Source organism: Brenneria izadpanahii, from assembly GCF_017569925.1.
Taxonomy (GTDB): domain Bacteria; phylum Pseudomonadota; class Gammaproteobacteria; order Enterobacterales; family Enterobacteriaceae; genus Brenneria; species Brenneria izadpanahii.
Map to the genome: position 1 here is coordinate 4,941,226 of NZ_CP050854.1, position 17,395 is coordinate 4,958,620.

The 17,395-nt window shown below is 56.0% G+C and carries 19 protein-coding genes; 18 read left to right on the forward strand and 1 reads right to left on the reverse strand.

The genetic code is table 11. From position 1 onward, the window contains the following. Positions 1–217 precede the first annotated feature (217 nt). The 14 genes from HC231_RS22095 (at position 218) to gutQ (ending at position 11,262) form a co-directional block, all read left to right on the forward strand. Complete coding sequence (locus tag HC231_RS22095; protein ID WP_208228800.1) at positions 218–460, forward strand: YhdT family protein; 243 nt, start codon at positions 218–220, stop codon at positions 458–460. Continuing rightward, positions 450–1,901, forward strand: coding sequence for a sodium/pantothenate symporter (gene panF, locus HC231_RS22100; RefSeq protein ID WP_208228801.1), 1,452 nt, complete (start codon positions 450–452; stop codon positions 1,899–1,901). The genes HC231_RS22095 and panF overlap by 11 nt, the downstream gene beginning before the upstream one ends. 18 nt (positions 1,902–1,919) lie before the next feature. Then, on the forward strand, positions 1,920–2,807 hold the full coding sequence (gene prmA, locus HC231_RS22105; RefSeq protein WP_208228802.1) for a 50S ribosomal protein L11 methyltransferase: 888 nt from the start codon (positions 1,920–1,922) through the stop codon (positions 2,805–2,807). Between the two features lie 242 nt (positions 2,808–3,049). Next, on the forward strand, positions 3,050–3,790 hold the full coding sequence (locus HC231_RS22110; protein WP_208228803.1) for a carbonic anhydrase: 741 nt from the start codon (positions 3,050–3,052) through the stop codon (positions 3,788–3,790). A 381-nt stretch (positions 3,791–4,171) separates the two neighbouring features. Then, positions 4,172–5,137, forward strand: a complete 966-nt coding sequence (dusB, locus tag HC231_RS22115; protein ID WP_208228804.1) for a tRNA dihydrouridine synthase DusB — start codon at positions 4,172–4,174, stop codon at positions 5,135–5,137. A 23-nt stretch (positions 5,138–5,160) separates the two neighbouring features. Beyond that, the gene (gene fis, locus HC231_RS22120; protein WP_005975342.1) at positions 5,161–5,457 is read left to right on the forward strand and encodes a DNA-binding transcriptional regulator Fis; all 297 of its coding nucleotides are present in this window, start codon (positions 5,161–5,163) and stop codon (positions 5,455–5,457) included. 238 nt (positions 5,458–5,695) lie between these two features. After that, a complete protein-coding gene (locus HC231_RS22125) occupies positions 5,696–5,980 on the forward strand; it encodes a VOC family protein (RefSeq protein WP_208228805.1) in 285 nt (94 codons plus the stop codon). Between the two features lie 276 nt (positions 5,981–6,256). Then, a complete protein-coding gene (srlA, locus tag HC231_RS22130; protein WP_208228806.1) occupies positions 6,257–6,805 on the forward strand; it encodes a PTS glucitol/sorbitol transporter subunit IIC in 549 nt (182 codons plus the stop codon). A gap of 14 nt (positions 6,806–6,819) precedes the next feature. After that, entirely contained in the window at positions 6,820–7,830 is a 1,011-nt protein-coding gene (srlE, locus tag HC231_RS22135; protein WP_208228807.1) for a PTS glucitol/sorbitol transporter subunit IIB, read from the forward strand. A 21-nt stretch (positions 7,831–7,851) separates the two neighbouring features. Continuing rightward, a complete protein-coding gene (gene srlB, locus HC231_RS22140; protein WP_208228808.1) occupies positions 7,852–8,214 on the forward strand; it encodes a PTS glucitol/sorbitol transporter subunit IIA in 363 nt (120 codons plus the stop codon). Between the two features lie 21 nt (positions 8,215–8,235). Beyond that, positions 8,236–9,015 carry a sorbitol-6-phosphate dehydrogenase gene (gene srlD, locus HC231_RS22145; protein ID WP_208228809.1) on the forward strand — a complete coding sequence of 260 codons (780 nt, stop codon included), beginning with the start codon at positions 8,236–8,238 and terminating at the stop codon, positions 9,013–9,015. A gap of 52 nt (positions 9,016–9,067) precedes the next feature. Next, positions 9,068–9,433 (forward strand): transcriptional regulator GutM, encoded by a 366-nt coding sequence (gene gutM / locus HC231_RS22150; protein ID WP_208231478.1) that lies wholly within the window; start codon positions 9,068–9,070, stop codon positions 9,431–9,433. A gap of 97 nt (positions 9,434–9,530) precedes the next feature. After that, on the forward strand, positions 9,531–10,304 hold the full coding sequence (gene srlR / locus HC231_RS22155) for a glucitol operon DNA-binding transcriptional repressor SrlR (RefSeq protein ID WP_208228810.1): 774 nt from the start codon (positions 9,531–9,533) through the stop codon (positions 10,302–10,304). Further along, positions 10,297–11,262 carry an arabinose-5-phosphate isomerase GutQ gene (gene gutQ, locus HC231_RS22160; protein ID WP_208228811.1) on the forward strand — a complete coding sequence of 322 codons (966 nt, stop codon included), beginning with the start codon at positions 10,297–10,299 and terminating at the stop codon, positions 11,260–11,262. Before srlR ends, gutQ begins: the two co-directional genes overlap by 8 nt. Before the next feature lie 60 nt (positions 11,263–11,322). Here the strand turns inward: gutQ and HC231_RS22165 are convergent, their stop codons facing one another. Beyond that, a complete protein-coding gene (locus tag HC231_RS22165) occupies positions 11,323–12,345 on the reverse strand; it encodes a LacI family DNA-binding transcriptional regulator (RefSeq protein ID WP_208228812.1) in 1,023 nt (340 codons plus the stop codon). 449 nt (positions 12,346–12,794) lie between these two features. Here HC231_RS22165 and HC231_RS22170 point away from each other — a divergent pair, with 449 nt between their 5' ends. From HC231_RS22170 to HC231_RS22185, 4 genes are read left to right on the forward strand one after another with little or no spacing between them, the layout of a single operon-like run. Beyond that, entirely contained in the window at positions 12,795–14,006 is a 1,212-nt protein-coding gene (locus HC231_RS22170) for an amidohydrolase/deacetylase family metallohydrolase (protein WP_208228813.1), read from the forward strand. A 51-nt stretch (positions 14,007–14,057) separates the two neighbouring features. Next, positions 14,058–15,581 carry an ABC transporter substrate-binding protein gene (locus HC231_RS22175; RefSeq protein WP_208228814.1) on the forward strand — a complete coding sequence of 508 codons (1,524 nt, stop codon included), beginning with the start codon at positions 14,058–14,060 and terminating at the stop codon, positions 15,579–15,581. 12 nt (positions 15,582–15,593) lie between these two features. Then, the gene (locus HC231_RS22180) at positions 15,594–16,544 is read left to right on the forward strand and encodes an ABC transporter permease (protein WP_208228815.1); all 951 of its coding nucleotides are present in this window, start codon (positions 15,594–15,596) and stop codon (positions 16,542–16,544) included. Then, positions 16,541–17,395, forward strand: coding sequence for an ABC transporter permease (locus tag HC231_RS22185; protein ID WP_208228816.1), 855 nt, complete (start codon positions 16,541–16,543; stop codon positions 17,393–17,395). The genes HC231_RS22180 and HC231_RS22185 overlap by 4 nt, the downstream gene beginning before the upstream one ends.

Here is a 17,395-nt window from a genome sequence, read left to right on the forward strand (position 1 = left end):
CACTCTCGCACGCCCCGCCTAAAAAAACAGAATATGCCGCCGCGCTTCTTCAAAACGGGGTAAGCGGCAAGACGGCTTTTTCAGGAAGGCGGGCGCCGGCCTCAGCGATACTTTTGGCTTTCCGGGCCAATTATTACTAGGCAATTAGCTCACATGCCGTAAAATTCCCGGTTTTGTCATACCAATACGAATGATCCGCTATACGATGGATAAAAAAATGGATACACGTTTCATGCAGGCGCACCGGGAAGCCCGCTGGGCTTTTTTCCTGACGCTGGCGTACCTGTTCGCCTGGATTCTGGCGGCCTACCTGCCTGACAACGAGCAGGGCATTACCGGTCTCCCCCACTGGTTTGAAATGGCCTGTCTATTGCTGCCGCTTGTCTTCGCTCTGCTGTGCTGGTTGATGGTTCGCTTCATCTTCCATGATATCTCTCTGGAGAATGACGATGCAAAATGAAGTGCTGCTGCCGCTGCTGGGATATCTGTTATTGGTTTTCGGTTTGTCGGTGTACGCCTATCGCCGCCGCCAGGCGGGTAACTTTCTTAACGAGTATTTCCTCGGCGGACGTTCGATGGGTGGCTTCGTTCTGGCGATGACCCTGATCGGCACCTATGTGAGCGCCAGTTCATTCATCGGCGGTCCCGGCGCGGCCTATAAATACGGCCTGGGATGGGTGTTGCTCTCCATGATTCAGCTTCCCACCATGCTGCTGTCGCTGGGCATCCTGGGCAAAAAGTTCGCGATTTTAGCCAGACGTTATAACGCCATTACGCTTAACGATATGCTGTACGCCCGCTACGGCAGCCGGTTGCTGGTGTGGTTCGCCAGCCTCAGCCTGCTGGTGGCGTTTATCGGCGCCATGGCGGTGCAATTTATCGGCGGCGCGCGTCTGCTGGAGACCGCCGCCAATATTCCCTACGATATCGGCCTGCTGATTTTCGGCGTGACCATTGCGCTGTACACGGCGTTCGGCGGCTTCCGCGCCAGCGTATTGAACGATGCCATGCAAGGCATGGTGATGCTGTTAGGCACGATAATACTATTAGTGGGGGTGCTCCACGCCGCGGGCGGTTTGCACAGCGCGGTGGATAAACTCCAGTCGATCGATCCGGCTTTGGTGACGCCTCAGGGCAGCGGCCACATCCTGTCGATGCCGTTTATGGCCTCTTTCTGGGTGCTGGTGTGCTTCGGGGTTATCGGCCTGCCGAACACCGCCGTGCGCTGTATCTCCTACCGCAACAGCCAGGCGCTGCACCGCGGCATCATTATCGGCACCATCGTAATCGGCATTCTGATGCTCGGCATGCATCTGTCCGGCGCGTTGGGCCGGGCGATTATGCCGGATCTGACCATTCCGGATCAGGTGTTGCCGGCGCTGATGGTGTCCGTTCTGCCGCCGTTAGTGGCCGGGATATTCCTCGCCGCGCCGATGGCGGCTATCATGTCCAATATTAACGCGCATCTGCTCCAGGCTTCCGCCACAATTATAAAGGATCTTTACCTCAGCGTTCGCCCGCAGCAAATACGTAATGAAAGGCATATTAAGCGCCTTTCCAGCATGACTACCCTGCTGCTGGGGTTATTGGTATTGCTGGCCTCCTGGCGTCCGCCAGAGATGATTATCTGGCTAAATCTGCTGGCCTTCGGCGGACTGGAAGCCGTATTCCTCTGGCCGCTGGTGCTCGGCCTGTATTGGGAGCGCGCCAACGCGACGGGCGCCTTATGCGCCATGTTCGGCGGCGCCGGTTGTTATACGGCGCTGGCCGGTTTCAATATTCATGTGGCGGGCTTTCATCCCATCGTACCGGCGCTGACGTTAAGCCTGCTGGCGTTTATTATCGGTAACCGGTTCGGACATCGCGTACCAGAACCGATTACCGCCCCTACTTCACTTTAAAATGTATTAGAGACTGCTATGCCGTGGATTCAACTGAAAATAAACACCTCCGGCAGCCATGCCGAACAACTGGGAGACGTTCTGATCGAGAGCGGCGCCGTGTCCGTTACGTTTCAGGATACGCATGACACCCCCGTGTTCGAACCGCTGCCGGGCGAAACCCGTCTGTGGGGCGATACCGACGTCATCGGCTTATACGACGCGGAAACCGAAATGGCCGGGGTTATTGCCGCGCTGGAGCAGGAACCCCTGCTGGGCGCCGGATTCAAACATAAAATCGAGCAGTTGGAAGATAAGGACTGGGAGCGCGAATGGATGGATAACTTCCACCCCATGCGCTTCGGCGAGCGGCTTTGGATCTGCCCGAGCTGGCGCAACGTGCCCGATCCGGCGGCGGTGAACGTCATGCTCGATCCCGGCCTGGCCTTCGGCACCGGAACCCACCCCACCACCGCGCTGTGCCTGCAATGGCTAGACGGGCTGGAGCTACAGGGTAAAACCATCATCGACTTCGGCTGCGGCTCCGGCATCTTGGCCATCGCCGCGCTCAAGCTGGGCGCGGCCCGCGCTATCGGCATCGATATCGACCCGCAGGCCATCCAGGCCAGCCGCGACAACGCGCAGAGAAACGGCGTTTCCGACCGTCTGGAGCTCTATCTGCCAAAGGATCAGCCTGCCGATCTCGCCTTCTCCGCCGACGTGGTGGTCGCCAATATCCTGGCCGGCCCGCTGCGTGAGCTGGCGCCGTTAATCAGTGAACTGCCGAAAACCGGCGCCCATCTTGGTTTATCGGGCGTTCTGGCCACCCAGGCCGCCAACGTGGCCGAAGCCTATCAGGACAAATTCCAGCTTGATCCGGTGGCGGAAAAAGAAGAATGGTGCCGGATCACCGGCATTCGTAAGTAAGGTTTAAAAACGCGCAGAAATCGTCATCAGGCTATCTCTGCGCGTCGACAAAGCCTTCCACCATCATCCCCGCGTCTAGGTTTCATTGTTCAAACCGATCGGAATTATCCGTTTCTGGCCGATTTTCCTACCAATGCCTTAACCATTTAAAATGTAGGTGTATCCTCGATAACTCGTCTGACTATCATCAGTTATGTAAACCGATGAAGTGAATCATCATATTGTTTTAAATGGATTATCTAATGAAGTATAAACTACTGGCCGCCCTGGCTTTCACCGCCTGCTTCTCATTGCAGGCTTCCGAACACGCCCACTGGAGCTATGAAGGACAGGAAGCGCCTGCGCACTGGGGCGAGCTCTCCCCGGATTTCTCCCTGTGCGAGAACGGTAAGAATCAATCCCCCATTGATATCCACGGCGCGCTGAAAACCGTCCATGAAGGCTTAAAACTCGCTTATCAGACCGGTCCGCAGCATATCGTCAATAATGGCCACACCATTGAGGTGGAAGTCGGCGCGGGCAATACGCTGACGATAGATAACGATACCTTTACCCTCCAGCAATTCCATTTCCACTCTCCCAGCGAGAACGAAATCGACGGTAAAACCTTTCCGTTAGAAGCGCATTTCGTCTACAAAGACCAGGATGGAGCGCTAACGGTAATGGCGCTGATGTTTGAACAGGGTGAAGCCAACAAAGAACTGGAAAAAGCCTGGCGGCAAATGCCGTCAACGCTCAATAAGCCGGAATTATTAACCGCGCCATTGAACGTCGGCGCGCTGATCCCGGCAACGGCGCAACGGAGCTACTACCGCTTTAGCGGCTCGCTTACCACTCCGCCTTGCTCAGAGGGCGTCCGCTGGCTGGTGTTGGATAAACCGGCTACGATTTCGGCGGCCCAGATAGCCAAATTCACCGCGGCCATCCATCACGCCAACAATCGCCCCATCCAACCGTTAAATGGCCGGGTTATTGTTAACTAACCCTGCTGCTTTTGCCCGCGGCTCTCGGCTAACTTATGCCGGGAGCCCATCGCTTGCCGTGTTATGGTGCAAAAATTTATCGCTGTTCTTTGTTTATTGACGACGTATTCCCCTGCGAATACCAAATATCGCTGTCACTCCTGCTTGGATCACAGCAAATTACAGATAAACTACGATGCGACGGGAATATTTTTTTGCACAAAAAAAACTCATAAATAGCCAAAACTTATTGTTAAATATAGATAATATTTTCACCCAGCAGAATGAAACGCGTTTTCTTTGATCGCCTTAGGCTAATTGGTCAAAGTTTGGCCTTTCATATCACGTAAAAAATGCGTAATATACGCGCCCTTGCAGACACAGTATGGTCACTCTTTGTCTATGCGCATTGGACAATTTCAGCTACCTAATCGCTTGATAGCCGCCCCGATGGCTGGTATCAGCGATCGCCCATTCAGAGCACTCTGTCATTCGATGGGCGCTGGAATGGCCGTGTCCGAAATGCTGATTTCCAATCCGGAGGTTTGGCGTTCGGACAAGTCACGCTTGCGCATGGTGCATAGCGATGAACCAGGGATCAGAGCCGTGCAGATTGCCGGCAGCGATCCGGATGAAATGGCCGTCGCCGCGAAGGTCAACACCGATTTCGGCGCGCAGATCATCGACATCAACATGGGATGCCCGGCAAAGAAGGTGAACCGCAAGATGGCAGGATCTGCATTATTGCAGTATCCGGATTTGGTAAAACAAATCCTCTCGGCGGTAGTGAAAGCGGTAGACGTACCGGTAACACTAAAAATCCGTACCGGCTGGGCGCCAGAGCACCGTAACTGTGTAGAGATTGCCAAATTGGCTGAAGACTGTGGTATTCAGGCTCTGACCGTTCACGGACGCACTCGTGCGTGCCTGTTCAATGGTTCGGCGGAATACGACAGTATTCGGACAGTTAAGCAGGCCGTTTCCATTCCCATTATTGCGAATGGCGACATTACTGACCCGCATAAAGCCAGAGCGGTTCTTGATTACACCGGGGCAGATGCCCTGATGATAGGACGAGCCGCTCAGGGAAGACCCTGGATCTTTCGGGAAATCCAGCATTATCTGGACACAGGGGAGTTGCTGCCGCCAATGCCGTTGGCAGAGGTAAAGCGCTTGTTGATCAAGCATATACGGGAATTGCACGACTTTTATGGTCCAGGCAAGGGATTTCGTATAGCTCGTAAGCACGTATCCTGGTATCTCCAGGAAAACGCCCCAAACGACCAGTTTAGGCGCACATTCAACGCCATTGAGGATGCCAGCAAGCAGCTGGAGGCGTTGGAGGCATACTTTGAAAATCTTGCGTAAACAGAAAAAGAGCTGACAGAACTATGTTCGAACAACGCGTGAATTCTGACGTACTGACCGTTTCCACTGTAAACTCTCAGGCACAGGTAACCCAAAAACCCCTGCGTGACTCGGTTAAACAGGCACTGAAGAACTATTTTGCCCAATTGAATGGTCAGGACGTAAGTGACCTGTATGAGCTGGTATTGGCTGAAGTTGAACAACCACTGTTAGACATGGTGATGCAATACACCCGCGGCAACCAAACCCGCGCCGCACTGATGATGGGTATCAACCGCGGTACTCTGCGTAAGAAACTGAAAAAATACGGCATGAACTGATTCACCACCGTATCTGGTTGATTTAAAAGGCGCTTGTCGGAAACGGCAGGCGTTTTTTGTTTATATGGGCTACGCCACACAGCCATGCGCGTGCGATTCCGCGCCCTCTTTCAATCCCTTTAACCAGCACAAACCCGTTGCCATATGATATTGCGATGTGGAATCCTTTTATCGTCCGCTCGGCCATTTTTGGTTAACGGCGGAAAACGGGCGTCACTGACCTCCGGAGGGAAAAGAGATGCTGGATCACCTGAGTATTCCGGTTACGGATATTGACCGTAGTCGGCGCTTTTACCAACGCGCCTTGCAGCCGTTAGGATACAAGTTGATTAAAGATATGACGACCGCAGTCAGCTTCGGTATCACCGAGGGAGAAAGGAAACCGACCGATCCCGGCGGAGACAAATCTTTTATTATGAAAGAATCTAGTCCGCTACCGGATTACCCAGCCAAAGAATTTTCTCTTTTCCTTATCAAATCACGCTATTCCCGCCAACTAACCGTTGCTATGAAAAATGGTTAAACAGCCATAAAAATCATATAACAACCTAATATAAATAAAAATTATTCATTTTCAGCACAAATATTCCCGTATTTCCGCCGCGACGACAGCACACATCTGGTGCCATAGCCACTGGCCCCATAAATCAGCCATTTCTCACTAAACTTTCAAAATGAACAAAATAACTTTCAAAATGTGATCGAATTAAAGTTTAAAAAACACATTTAGATATATTTTTACCCCACTCCAATAAAACAACCATCGTCGGAAGCAAACCAGAGGAAACAGGAGAACATAATGATAGACGTCATCACCCATGGGGCTGAGTGGTTCATCGGCCTGTTTCAGAAAGGGGGGGAAGTTTTTGTCGGTATGGTTACCGGCATACTGCCTTTGCTGATAAGCCTGCTCGTTATTATGAATGCGCTGATCGTGTTTGTCGGTCAGGAACGGATCGAACGTCTGGCCCAGCGCTGTGCGGGCAACCCGATCTCCCGTTATTTGTTGTTGCCGGTTATCGGCACATTCGTCTTTTGCAACCCAATGACGTTAAGCCTGGGCCGCTTTATGCCGGAGAAGTACAAGCCCAGCTACTACGCCGCCGCCTCTTATAGTTGTCACTCAATGAACGGGCTGTTTCCCCACATCAACCCTGGGGAGCTGTTCGTCTACCTCGGCATCGCCAACGGCCTGACCACGCTCGGCCTGCCGCTGGGCCCGCTGGCGGTGAGCTACCTGCTGGTCGGTATGGTGAGCAACTTTTTCCGCGGCTGGATCACGGACCTGACCACCACGCTATTTGAACGCAAAATGAGCATCCAGCTCGACCGTCAGGTTCAGCTTTAACGGGGAACACCATCATGAATAACGTAATTCGTATCGAAAAAGGCGAAAGCGGCTGGGGCGGCCCGTTGCTGATTGAAGCCGTGCCGGGTAAAAAAATTGTCTATATCACCGCGGGAACGCGTCCGGCCATCGTCGATCGTCTAAGCGAATTGACCGGCTGGCCGGCCGTTGACGGCTTTAAAGACGGCGAGCCGCCGGCGGAAGAGATCGGCGTCGCCGTTATCGACTGCGGCGGCACGCTGCGCTGCGGTATTTATCCCAAACGCCGGATCCCGACGGTGAATATTCATTCAACCGGCAAATCAGGTCCGCTGGCGCAGTTCATTCTGGAAGACATCTATGTCTCCGGCGTCCGTGAAAAAAACATTCAACGGGTGGAAGATTCCTCGGCCGCATCCGCAACATCGTCTTCTCCGACAGAGCAAACAGAGGGCGGTTCGGCCTCCCCAAGTCTTGTCCGGGACTACGACGGCAGCAAGAAAATCACCGAACAGAGTGATGGTCTGCTGGCCAAAATCGGTATGGGCATGGGATCGATTGTCGCCGTGTTTTTCCAGGCCGGGCGGGAAACCATTGATACCGTACTGAAAACCATCCTGCCGTTCATGGCGTTCGTCTCGGCGCTCATCGGCATCATTATGGCGTCGGGATTAGGCGATGTGATCGCGCACAGCCTGACGCCGTTGGCAAACAGCCCGATCGGACTGATCACGCTGGCGCTGATCTGCTCATTCCCCCTGCTCTCCCCATTTCTTGGGCCGGGCGCGGTGATCGCGCAGGTTATCGGCGTATTGGTCGGCGTACAGATTGGACAGGGGAATATCCCGCCCGCACTGGCGCTGCCCGCGCTGTTCGCCATCAACGCCCAGGCTTCCTGCGATTTCATTCCCGTCGGCCTGTCGCTGGCGGAAGCGAAGCAGGACACCGTGCGCGTAGGGGTGCCTTCGGTACTGGTGGGACGCTTTCTTACCGGCGCGCCGACCGTACTGCTGGCCTGGGTGGTTTCCGGTTTTATCTACCAATAGTTTTTCGCACTGGGAGTCGGTATGAACACGGTTTTTCAAACGGTATTTACCCGTATTGGCGACAACGCGCCGGAGTCTCTGGTCGAGGACATGATGATCACTTTTCGCGAGGGAGCGCCGGAAGACATCGAGTCATTCTGCTTTATCCACCGGCACGGCGATCTGCAAGGCGAACTGCGCGCAGGCGGCACGCTGATGCTATCGGACGCGCGCTACCCGATTACGGCGGTAGGCTCGGTGGCAACGCAAAATCTACGTGAGCTGGGCCATATCACCATCCGGTTTGATGGTGCGACAGAAGCGGAGTTTCCCGGCTCATTGCACGTTGCAGGCAAGACGCCGACGGATATCAAGGTCGGCAGTAAATTAACGATTGTTTCTTAAATATCAGGTGGGGAGATGCATATGAAACAGGTTGCGGTAGTCATCGGCGGAGGACAAACCCTCGGTGCGTTCCTGTGTGAAGGGCTGGCCGACGCAGGTTATCAGGTCGCGGTGGTTGATTTAAACGCTCAACACGCCATGCAGGTAGCGGAAAAGATTAACGCGCAATACGGCGCCGGATGCGCCTGCGGCTTTGGCGCCGACGCCACGAATGAAAAGCAGGTTGAGCAGTTGGCGCAGGCGGTCGATGCCCAATTCGGTCAGGTCAATCTTTTGGTCTATAGCGCGGGGATAGCGAAAGCGGCCCCCATTACACAGTTCCAGCTTAACGACTTTGATTTGTCTTTGCAGGTTAATCTGGTGGGGTATTTCCTGTGCGCCCGCGAGTTTGCCAAGCTGATGATCCGCGACGGCATCGCCGGGCGCATTATCCAAATCAACTCGAAATCGGGGAAAGTGGGCAGCAAGCACAATTCCGGTTATAGCGCGGCCAAGTTCGGCGGCGTTGGGCTGACCCAGTCGCTGGCGCTGGATCTGGCGGAGTTCGGCATTACCGTCCATTCGCTGATGCTGGGCAACCTGCTGAAATCGCCGATGTTCCAGTCATTATTGCCGCAGTATGCCAAGAAGCTGGGCATCCGGCCGGAGGAAGTGGAGCAGTACTACATTGATAAAGTGCCGTTAAAACGCGGCTGCGACTATCAGGATGTCCTGAATACATTGCTCTACTACGCCAGCGACAAGGCATCTTACTGCACCGGCCAGTCGATCAACATTACCGGCGGGCAGGTCATGTTTTGATAAGCACAACGCCTCCGGCGCCATGCCGGAGGAATCACTAAGGAGGCGGATGATGACGCCAGCATCACTACTAATCACCTTTGCGGTAAGCGCGTGGCTGTTACAAATCGCTCTCGGCTGGTGGCAGTTGCGTCGTTTCAATCAGGCGTTTGACGATCTGTATCAACGAGGCCGCAAAGTCGGCGTTGGCCGCTCGGCCGGAAGATTTAAAGCCAGGGTGATTATCGCGCTGGCGTTTGATGAGCAGGACCGGGTGTGTGACGGCTTTATTATGCGCGGGCTTACGGTGTTTGCCCGTCCACGCCAGGTAAAAACATTAATCGGATTGAAAAGAGAACAGCTGGTGCCAAGTGTGATCTTTCCCATAGAACCAACCTGTCAGACCGCGCTTTCATTGGCGATTGAAGCGAAATCATGATATTTTCATTTTAAAAGGTATTTCCTTTCATTTGGTAGTATTTCATCCGCCAAATCACGTGAGGGAATAAATGAACATATCGGATGGAAATCGCATAATGAAACCGAAACAGCGTCAGGCGGCAATTCTGGAATATCTGCGGACCTACGGCAAAACGTCGGTGGAAACGCTCGTCAGCCGCTTTAATACGACGGGAACGACGATTCGTAAAGATTTAACCGCGCTGGAAGAGGAAGGCGCAGTTATCCGCACCTATGGCGGCGTGGTGCCGAGCCGTGAAGAGGGCGATCAGCCCATCGACCGCAAAACGCACATCAATACCGCCAAGAAAAAGCAGATTGCCCAAGCGGCCGCCACGCTGATTAATGACGGCGACTCGTTGATTTTTGATGCCGGCAGCACCGTGTTGCAGATGGTGCCGTGGCTCACGCAGTTCAACAACATTACCGTCATGACCAACAGCCTGAGCATCGTCAATGAACTGGTGGAGTTGGACAACGATCAAACCATTCTGATGCCGGGCGGAACCTACCGTAAAACCTCGGCCTCGTTTCACGGCAGCCTGGCGGAAGCCGCGTTTTCCCATTTCAGTTTCGATAAGCTGTTTATCGGCGCCGACGGCGTGGATCTGACTGCCGGCGTCACCACCTATAATGAACTGCACGCCGTCAGCCAGGCCATGTGCCGCGCCGCGCAACAGCTCATCCTGCTGGTGGATTCATCCAAATTCGGACGCAAAAGCCCGAATGTGGTGTGCGAACTCAGCGCCGTCGATATCCTGATTACCGATAGCGATATCAACCCCGATTATCTCTCCGCTCTCCGAGATAAAAACATTAACGTAATCGTGGTGGGAAATAACGATGAATGAGCGTTTATTAACTTTTGCCCGCGAAACGCTGGAAATAGAAATCACCGAGGCGCAGCGTATGCTGGCCCGGCTGGATTCGCGTTTTGTCGATGCCTGTAAGCTGCTGCTGGCATGCTCAGGAAAAGTCGTGGTATCGGGCATGGGGAAATCAGGGCATATCGGCAAGAAGATCGCCGCCTCGTTGGCCAGCACCGGCACGCCGGCGTTTTTCGTTCACCCGGCGGAAGCGCTGCATGGCGATCTGGGCATGATTGGGCCGCAGGATGTGGTGATATTTATCTCTTACTCCGGCCGGGCGCAGGAGCTCAATGTACTGTTGCCGTTGCTGGCCGAAAGCCATATCCCGGTTATCGCGCTGACCGGCAGCGCGGAGTCGCCCCTCGGTCTGGCCGCCGACTGCGTGCTGGACGTCAGTGTAACGCGCGAAGCCTGCCCGATGGGGCTGGCACCCACCTCCAGCGCGGTGAATACGCTGATGATGGGCGACGCGCTGGCGATGGCGCTGATGCGTCATCGCGGGTTCAGCGCCGAGCAGTTCGCCCGCTCGCATCCCGGCGGCAGTCTGGGCGCCAGATTGCTCAACCGCGTCCACCATATTATGCGCAGCGGCGATCAACTGCCCCGCGTCGGGCAAACGGCAAGCGTCATGGACGCCATGCTGGAGCTGAGCCGCACCGGGCTGGGTTTGATTGTGGTTTGCGATGATGAAAACCGGGTGGCCGGCGTATTTACCGACGGCGACCTGCGCCGCTGGCTGGTCAAGGGCAACTCGCTGGATACCGCGATTATCCAGGCGATGACCAGCCCCGGTTACCAGTTACCCGCAGACTGGCGGGCCGTCGCCGCGCTGGAAGCGCTGCATGAACAGCATATTACCGCCGCCCCGGTGGTCGACAGCGAAGGCCGGCTGGTCGGCGCGATCAATCTGCACGATCTGCACGCGGCAGGCGTCGCCTAGGCGGCGGTTAACGCGGGACGGAGCATCGCCGGCGCCTTTTCGGCGCCCAAACGCGCCGCTTTACTCTCCCGGCGTTTTCCCGCCGAGCGTCGCCCCGTCGATAAAGCGCACGCCGCACTGAATCTGTAGCGGTATGGCGTGATGGTCGGACATTCGGCGCTTCAGCAAGCGGATGCTTTCACGCCCTATCGTATAGCGGTCGACATGCACCGTTGTCAGGCGGGGCGTCGTCATTTCCGCGAAGGTCATATCCTCATAGCCCACCACCGACAGATCGCCGGGAACGGAAAGCCCTTCTTCGCTGGCGGCCTGCATCACCCCGACGGCGGTCAGATCGTTGACGCAGAATACCGCGCTATAGGGAAACGCCTCTTTTTGCGCAAACACATTGCCGAAATAGGCCAGCGCCGTTTCGAAACGATCGTAGCCGATTTCCAGCACATCGCCGGTAACGCCCTCCGCCTCTGCCACCGCGTCCATAAAGCCGCGCATTCTTTCGCGCCAGGGGAAACGCAAATCCCCGGTAACGAAAAGCAGCCGGCGGTGGCCGTTGGCGATAATCCGCTGAGTAGCCAAACGCGCGCCCGCGTAGTTATTGGCGATGACGCTATCGAACCGCATCGTCATATCCACCGTGTTCACCAGCACCAGCGAACCCTGAGCGGTGAAATGCTCAACCACCGCCGGCTCAGGCGAGGTATAGAACATGATGGCCGCGTCGGTATCGTGCGCCTGAGCGTTACGTTCAATACACGCCAGATCAACCGCGCCTTCAGGCATCAGCTTTGGAAACAGCACATAGCCTTCCTGCTCGGCCTCCAGTTTCGCGCCTTCCAGCACCTGCTGAAAAACCTCATGCAACCCGCCGGTTACCGGGTGCATCGGCAGATAAACGACCACATTGGCCGCGGCCCCCGCACGCTGGTTTTCTATATATCCCAAATCATCGGCAATCCGGCGGATCCGTTCGCGCAACTCCGCCGACATGCCGACTTGCCCGGAAAGCGCCCGGGAAACCGTACTGACGGACACATCGGCCAACCGGGCAATATCCGCCTGATTAATCCGTTTTGAGGGCTCCATGACTTCTCCTGCATAGCCGAAACAGCGGCAACGCAATTTTCGTATTTGCGCAAATTGCGTTGCCGAATAAGGTTCACACTCTCGAAAGTGCGGGAAACGACGGTTGATGAAAAGACATTCATCCTACTGACAATATTCAAGATCAAGGGCAAGCATGGGTAAGGCCAACGCTTACGCGGCCTTGCCTGAGTGAATCCCGTCGCTCTGGCGTTGGCGGCGGTCATTGTCATCAACCGTCAAGTTTATCTCAATTTCGTTGCATTGATAGCGGAGGAATTTACAGAAATTCCCGCCGGATGTCATAAAAAAATGCTATACGCAAATTGCGCAATTTGTGTTGACCAGGAAAATTATCAAGAATAGTCTCCAGATAGTGGAGGCGAACCGACGATGCCGTTAAGGCTAAACCGCCCCACCAGACAAAATTGGAATAACATAGGACGAGACTCATGCAACCTCTTCCATCTGATACAGCCTACGATCTGGTGCTCAAGGGCGGACGGCTGATCGATGAACGCAACGGTATTGACGCCGTACGCGATATTGCCATCAAGTCCGGCCGGATTGCCGCCATCGGACCGGATCTGGCGCCAGACGCCCGCTACGTGCGGGATGTTTCCGGTTGCATCGTATCGCCGGGACTGATTGACTTTCACACCCATGTCTACCACAAGGCGACATCGCTGGGCGTCGATCCCGATATGCTGGCGCGGCGCTCCGCCGTCACCACGCTGGTCGATGCCGGCAGCGCCGGCGCCGGGAATTTCGACGGATTGCGCGATTATGTCATGCGTCATTCGCCCTATCGTATCCTGGCCTTCCTCAACGTCTCCTTTCCAGGCATTTTCGGCTTTGATAAAGGTCTTTTTATCGGTGAGGCCACGCTGGCCGAGATGCTGCCGGTCGATAGATGCATCGCCAAAATAGAAGAAAACCGGGACAGCATTGTCGGCGTAAAGGTTCGCATCGGCGGCCCGGCCACGGGAGAGCTGGGACTGGGCGCGCTCGATCTTGCGCTGGAAGCGGCGAACGCGGTCAATCTGCCGTTAATGGCGCATATCGGCGGGCCGCCGCCCAGCTATGCCGATGTGGTCGCCCGCTTAAGACCCGGCGATATCCTGACCCATTGCTACCGTCCCGATCCTAATTCCGCCATCGGCGCAGACGGCCGCATTCTGCCGGAAATCATTGCGGCGCGTCAGCGCGGCGTGCTATTCGATATCGGCCACGGCATGGGCGCGCTTTCGTTCAAAAGCACGGAAGCCGCGCTGGAAAATGGTTTTATGCCGGACATTATCTCCTCCGACGTGCATGTCGCATCGGTAGAAGGACCGGCGTTCGATCTGCTGCATACCATGAGCAAACTGCTCAATTGCGGCATACCGCTTGCTTCTATTATCGCCATGGCGACCAACCGGCCAGCGCTGGCGATGCGGAGATCCGATCTTGGACACCTGGGCATCGGCGCCATTGCGGATATCACCATATTGGAAGAAGTTGAAAAACCGTTCAGTTTTGTCGATGTCGGCGGCGACATTCGTCAAGGCGACCGCCTGCTTCATCCGGCGGCGGTCTACCTGGGCGGCAAAGATATGGAAATCTCGCGCAGACCTTTCGAGGAGCTGCGTCATTACTCCTGTAGTTGTTGTCATCAACATTAGCATCAGGACGGTCCGGACAGCACCGGGCCGACACGCAAAATGGGGGCGAAAATGAAACTGAAATCACTCTTTGCTATCGCGGCGACTCTCTTGCTCTTCGGAGTCGGCGCGCCAGCCATGTCACAGGATAAGCAGGGCGGAATACTGACCATCGCCACGGTGGGCGAACCGCCAACGCTGGACCAGATGCAGACGCCGACCGATCTGGTCGGCATGATCAGCCAACATATCTACGAAACGCTCTACACATTCGATGACAAATGGCAGCCGAAACCGCTGTTGGCCGCCGATATGCCGATGCTGTCGGAAGATGGCCTGACTTATACGATCCCGCTACGCAAAGGGGTTACGTTTCATGACGGTAGCGCCATGACCTCGGCGGATGTGGTGGCGTCGTTACAGCGCTGGGAAAAAATCAACTCCAAAGGGAAACAGGTTGCCGATTACATCGATAGCGTGAGCGCCAACGGCGGCGATACGGTAATCGTCAAGCTGAAATCCCGTTATTCCCCGCTGCTGGCGACGCTGTCGCAGGCCGCCATCATCATGCCGGCGGCAAAAATCCAGGATACGCTGACCGAGTTCGTGGGAACCGGCCCCTATATGCTGAAGGAACGTAAACCAGACCAGTACATCCAGCTCGTTCGCTTCCCGGCTTATCAGTCCCCTGAAGGCGCGCCCAGCAACTACGCCGGCGAACGTCAGGCATTGGCCGATGAACTCCGTTTCGTACCGGTTCCCGATGCCAATACCCGCGTGGAAGGTCTGCTGGCCGGCCAGTATGACTATGCCGACTCTCTGCCGTTCAGCGCCTATGCGCGGGTCGCCGCCAGCGACAAAGCGCAACCGGTGGTATTGCAATCGGGCGGTTGGGCTTCTTTCAACATGAACATGAAAGAAGGGCTGTTCACCAATAAAGACCTGCGCAATGCGGTACAGGCCGCGCTTAATCCCAGCGATATGATGATGGCCGCATTCTCGGATGCGAAGTTCTACCATGTCGACGGCGCCTATTTCCCGCAAGGCTATTTCTGGCACACCGAAGCCGGCGTCGCCCGCTACGGCGAAGGCGATCCCGCGGCGGCCGGCGCGCTGCTGAAAAAGGCCGGCTATAAAGGAACGCCCATCCGGCTGCTGACGTCGCGCCAGTATGAATTCCATTACAAGATGGCGGAAGTGGCCAAAGCCTATCTTGAAGCCGCCGGTTTCAAGGTCGATTTACAGGTGACCGACTGGGCGACGCTGACCACGCGCCGCGCCGATCCGTCGCAATGGGATATTTTCATCACCCATTCCAATTTCCCCGGCGATCCGACCATGATGAACACCATTTCGGATACCTATCCCGGCTGGTATGTCTCTGCGGCCAAAACTAAGGCGGTGGATACCTATCTACAGGCCGTCACGCCGGAAGAAAAATTTGCGGCATGGGAAAAGCTGCAGGCCACGCTGTATGACGACGCGCCGCTTTTCAAAGTCGGCAATTTCAATGTGCTTTCCGGACTGGCTAAAGGCATTCAGGGGTACGAACCGCACTATTGGCCAACATTCTGGAACGTTCCAGCCAGATCGTAAGGAAGGGTTGCCATGTCGCGGATCTTGTATGCCTTTATTACCCGTCTTGCAGGTATCATCGCCGTCCTGCTGATATTGGCGACCGTCGTTTTCCTGATCGTCCGCGTCACGCCGGGCGATCCCGCCGCGGTGATGCTAGGCTCGGACGCCACGCCGCAGGACATTGCGGACCTGCGCGAAAGGCTGGGGCTTAACGCCCCGCTGCTGCAACAATACGTTTCCTTCATCGCCAAGGCGGTGCAGGGCGACCTCGGGCAATCCATCTTTCTTAATATGCCGGTGACCTCGGCGCTGGCGGCGCGCGCGGAACCGACATTTTTCCTGACGCTCTTTTCCATCCTCATCGCCACGGTGATTGCGCTGCCGGTCGGCATTCTGTCCGCTTACAAACGCGGCTCGGCGTTTGATCAGATCGTCGTGGGCGTCACGATGGTGGCCGCCAGCATTCCCAGTTTCTGGCTGGGTTTGATCCTGATCCAGACGATGTCGGTAAAGCTGGGCTGGTTCCCGGTATCCGGCTACGGCGGGCCGGATTCGCCGTTCCTCACCCGCCTGCACCACCTTGTCTTACCGGCCGTCGCGCTGGGGATCGTCAACTCGGCGCTCATCACCCGTTTTACCCGCGCGGCGATGCTGGACGTGCTGGCGGATGACTATATTCGCACGGCCAGAGCCAAAGGCGCGGCGGAGAAGAACGTTATCCTCAAGCATGCGTTGAAAAATGCGCTGATCCCGATCATCACGGTGATCGGCCTGTCCATCGCGCTACTGGTTTCCGGCGCGGTGGTGACGGAAACCGTCTTTGGCCTGCCCGGCATCGGCAATCTGGTCGTTTCTGCCGTACAGCGCCGCGACTATCCGGTTATTCAGGGCGCGCTGCTCGCCGTGGCCGCCATCTATGTGCTTATCAATTTCATTGTGGATATGCTCTACATTCTTGTCGATCCGAGGGTCCGGCTATGACCACCGCAACCCTTTCCCTTAACGTAAAGCTACGGCGCATGTGCCGTAACAAAGCCATTCTGCTGGGCGTGATCATCCTGAGTCTGGTGGTGTTCGCCGCGCTGCTTGCGCCGTGGATAGCGCCCTACGCGCCGAATAAATTGTCCATCGTCAACCGGTTGCAGCCGCCGTCGCTGACGCACCTGTTCGGTACGGACGAGTTTGGCCGGGATGTCTTCTCCCGCGCCATCCATGCCGGGCGGATTTCCCTGATGGTCAGCGCCGGCGTCGTGATTTTGGCGACCGTACTGGGCATTTTTCTCGGCGTGCTGGCCGGTTATTTCCGCCGCCTGGATGCGCCGCTCTCCCGCATGCTGGACGCCATGATGTCATTCCCCGATATCCTGCTGGCGATCGCCCTGGTGGCGGCGCTCGGCCCTTCGCTGCTCAACGTTATTCTCGCCCTGGGGATCACCTACGCCCCCAGGCTGGCGCGCGTGGTGCGCGGGTCAACGCTGGTGCTGCGCGAACTGCCTTACGTGGAAGCGGCCAAATCGCTGGGACTACCCACTCACCGCATATTGCTGCGTCACATCCTGATCAATCTGGCGTCGCCGATCCTGGTGCAGTCGAGTTTTATCTTCGCCTCGGCCATGCTGGCCGAAGCCAGCCTGTCTTTCCTCGGTATCGGCGTCAGCACCGACGTTCCCACCTGGGGCACCATGCTGGCGATGGGACGGGAATATATGAATGACGCCCCCTGGCTGATGTACTTTCCGGGGCTGGCTATCGTCTTTGCCGTGTTGTCTTTGCAGTTACTGGGTGACGGTCTGCGCGATCTCGTCGATCCCCGCTTGTCCAAGGAGGTCTGA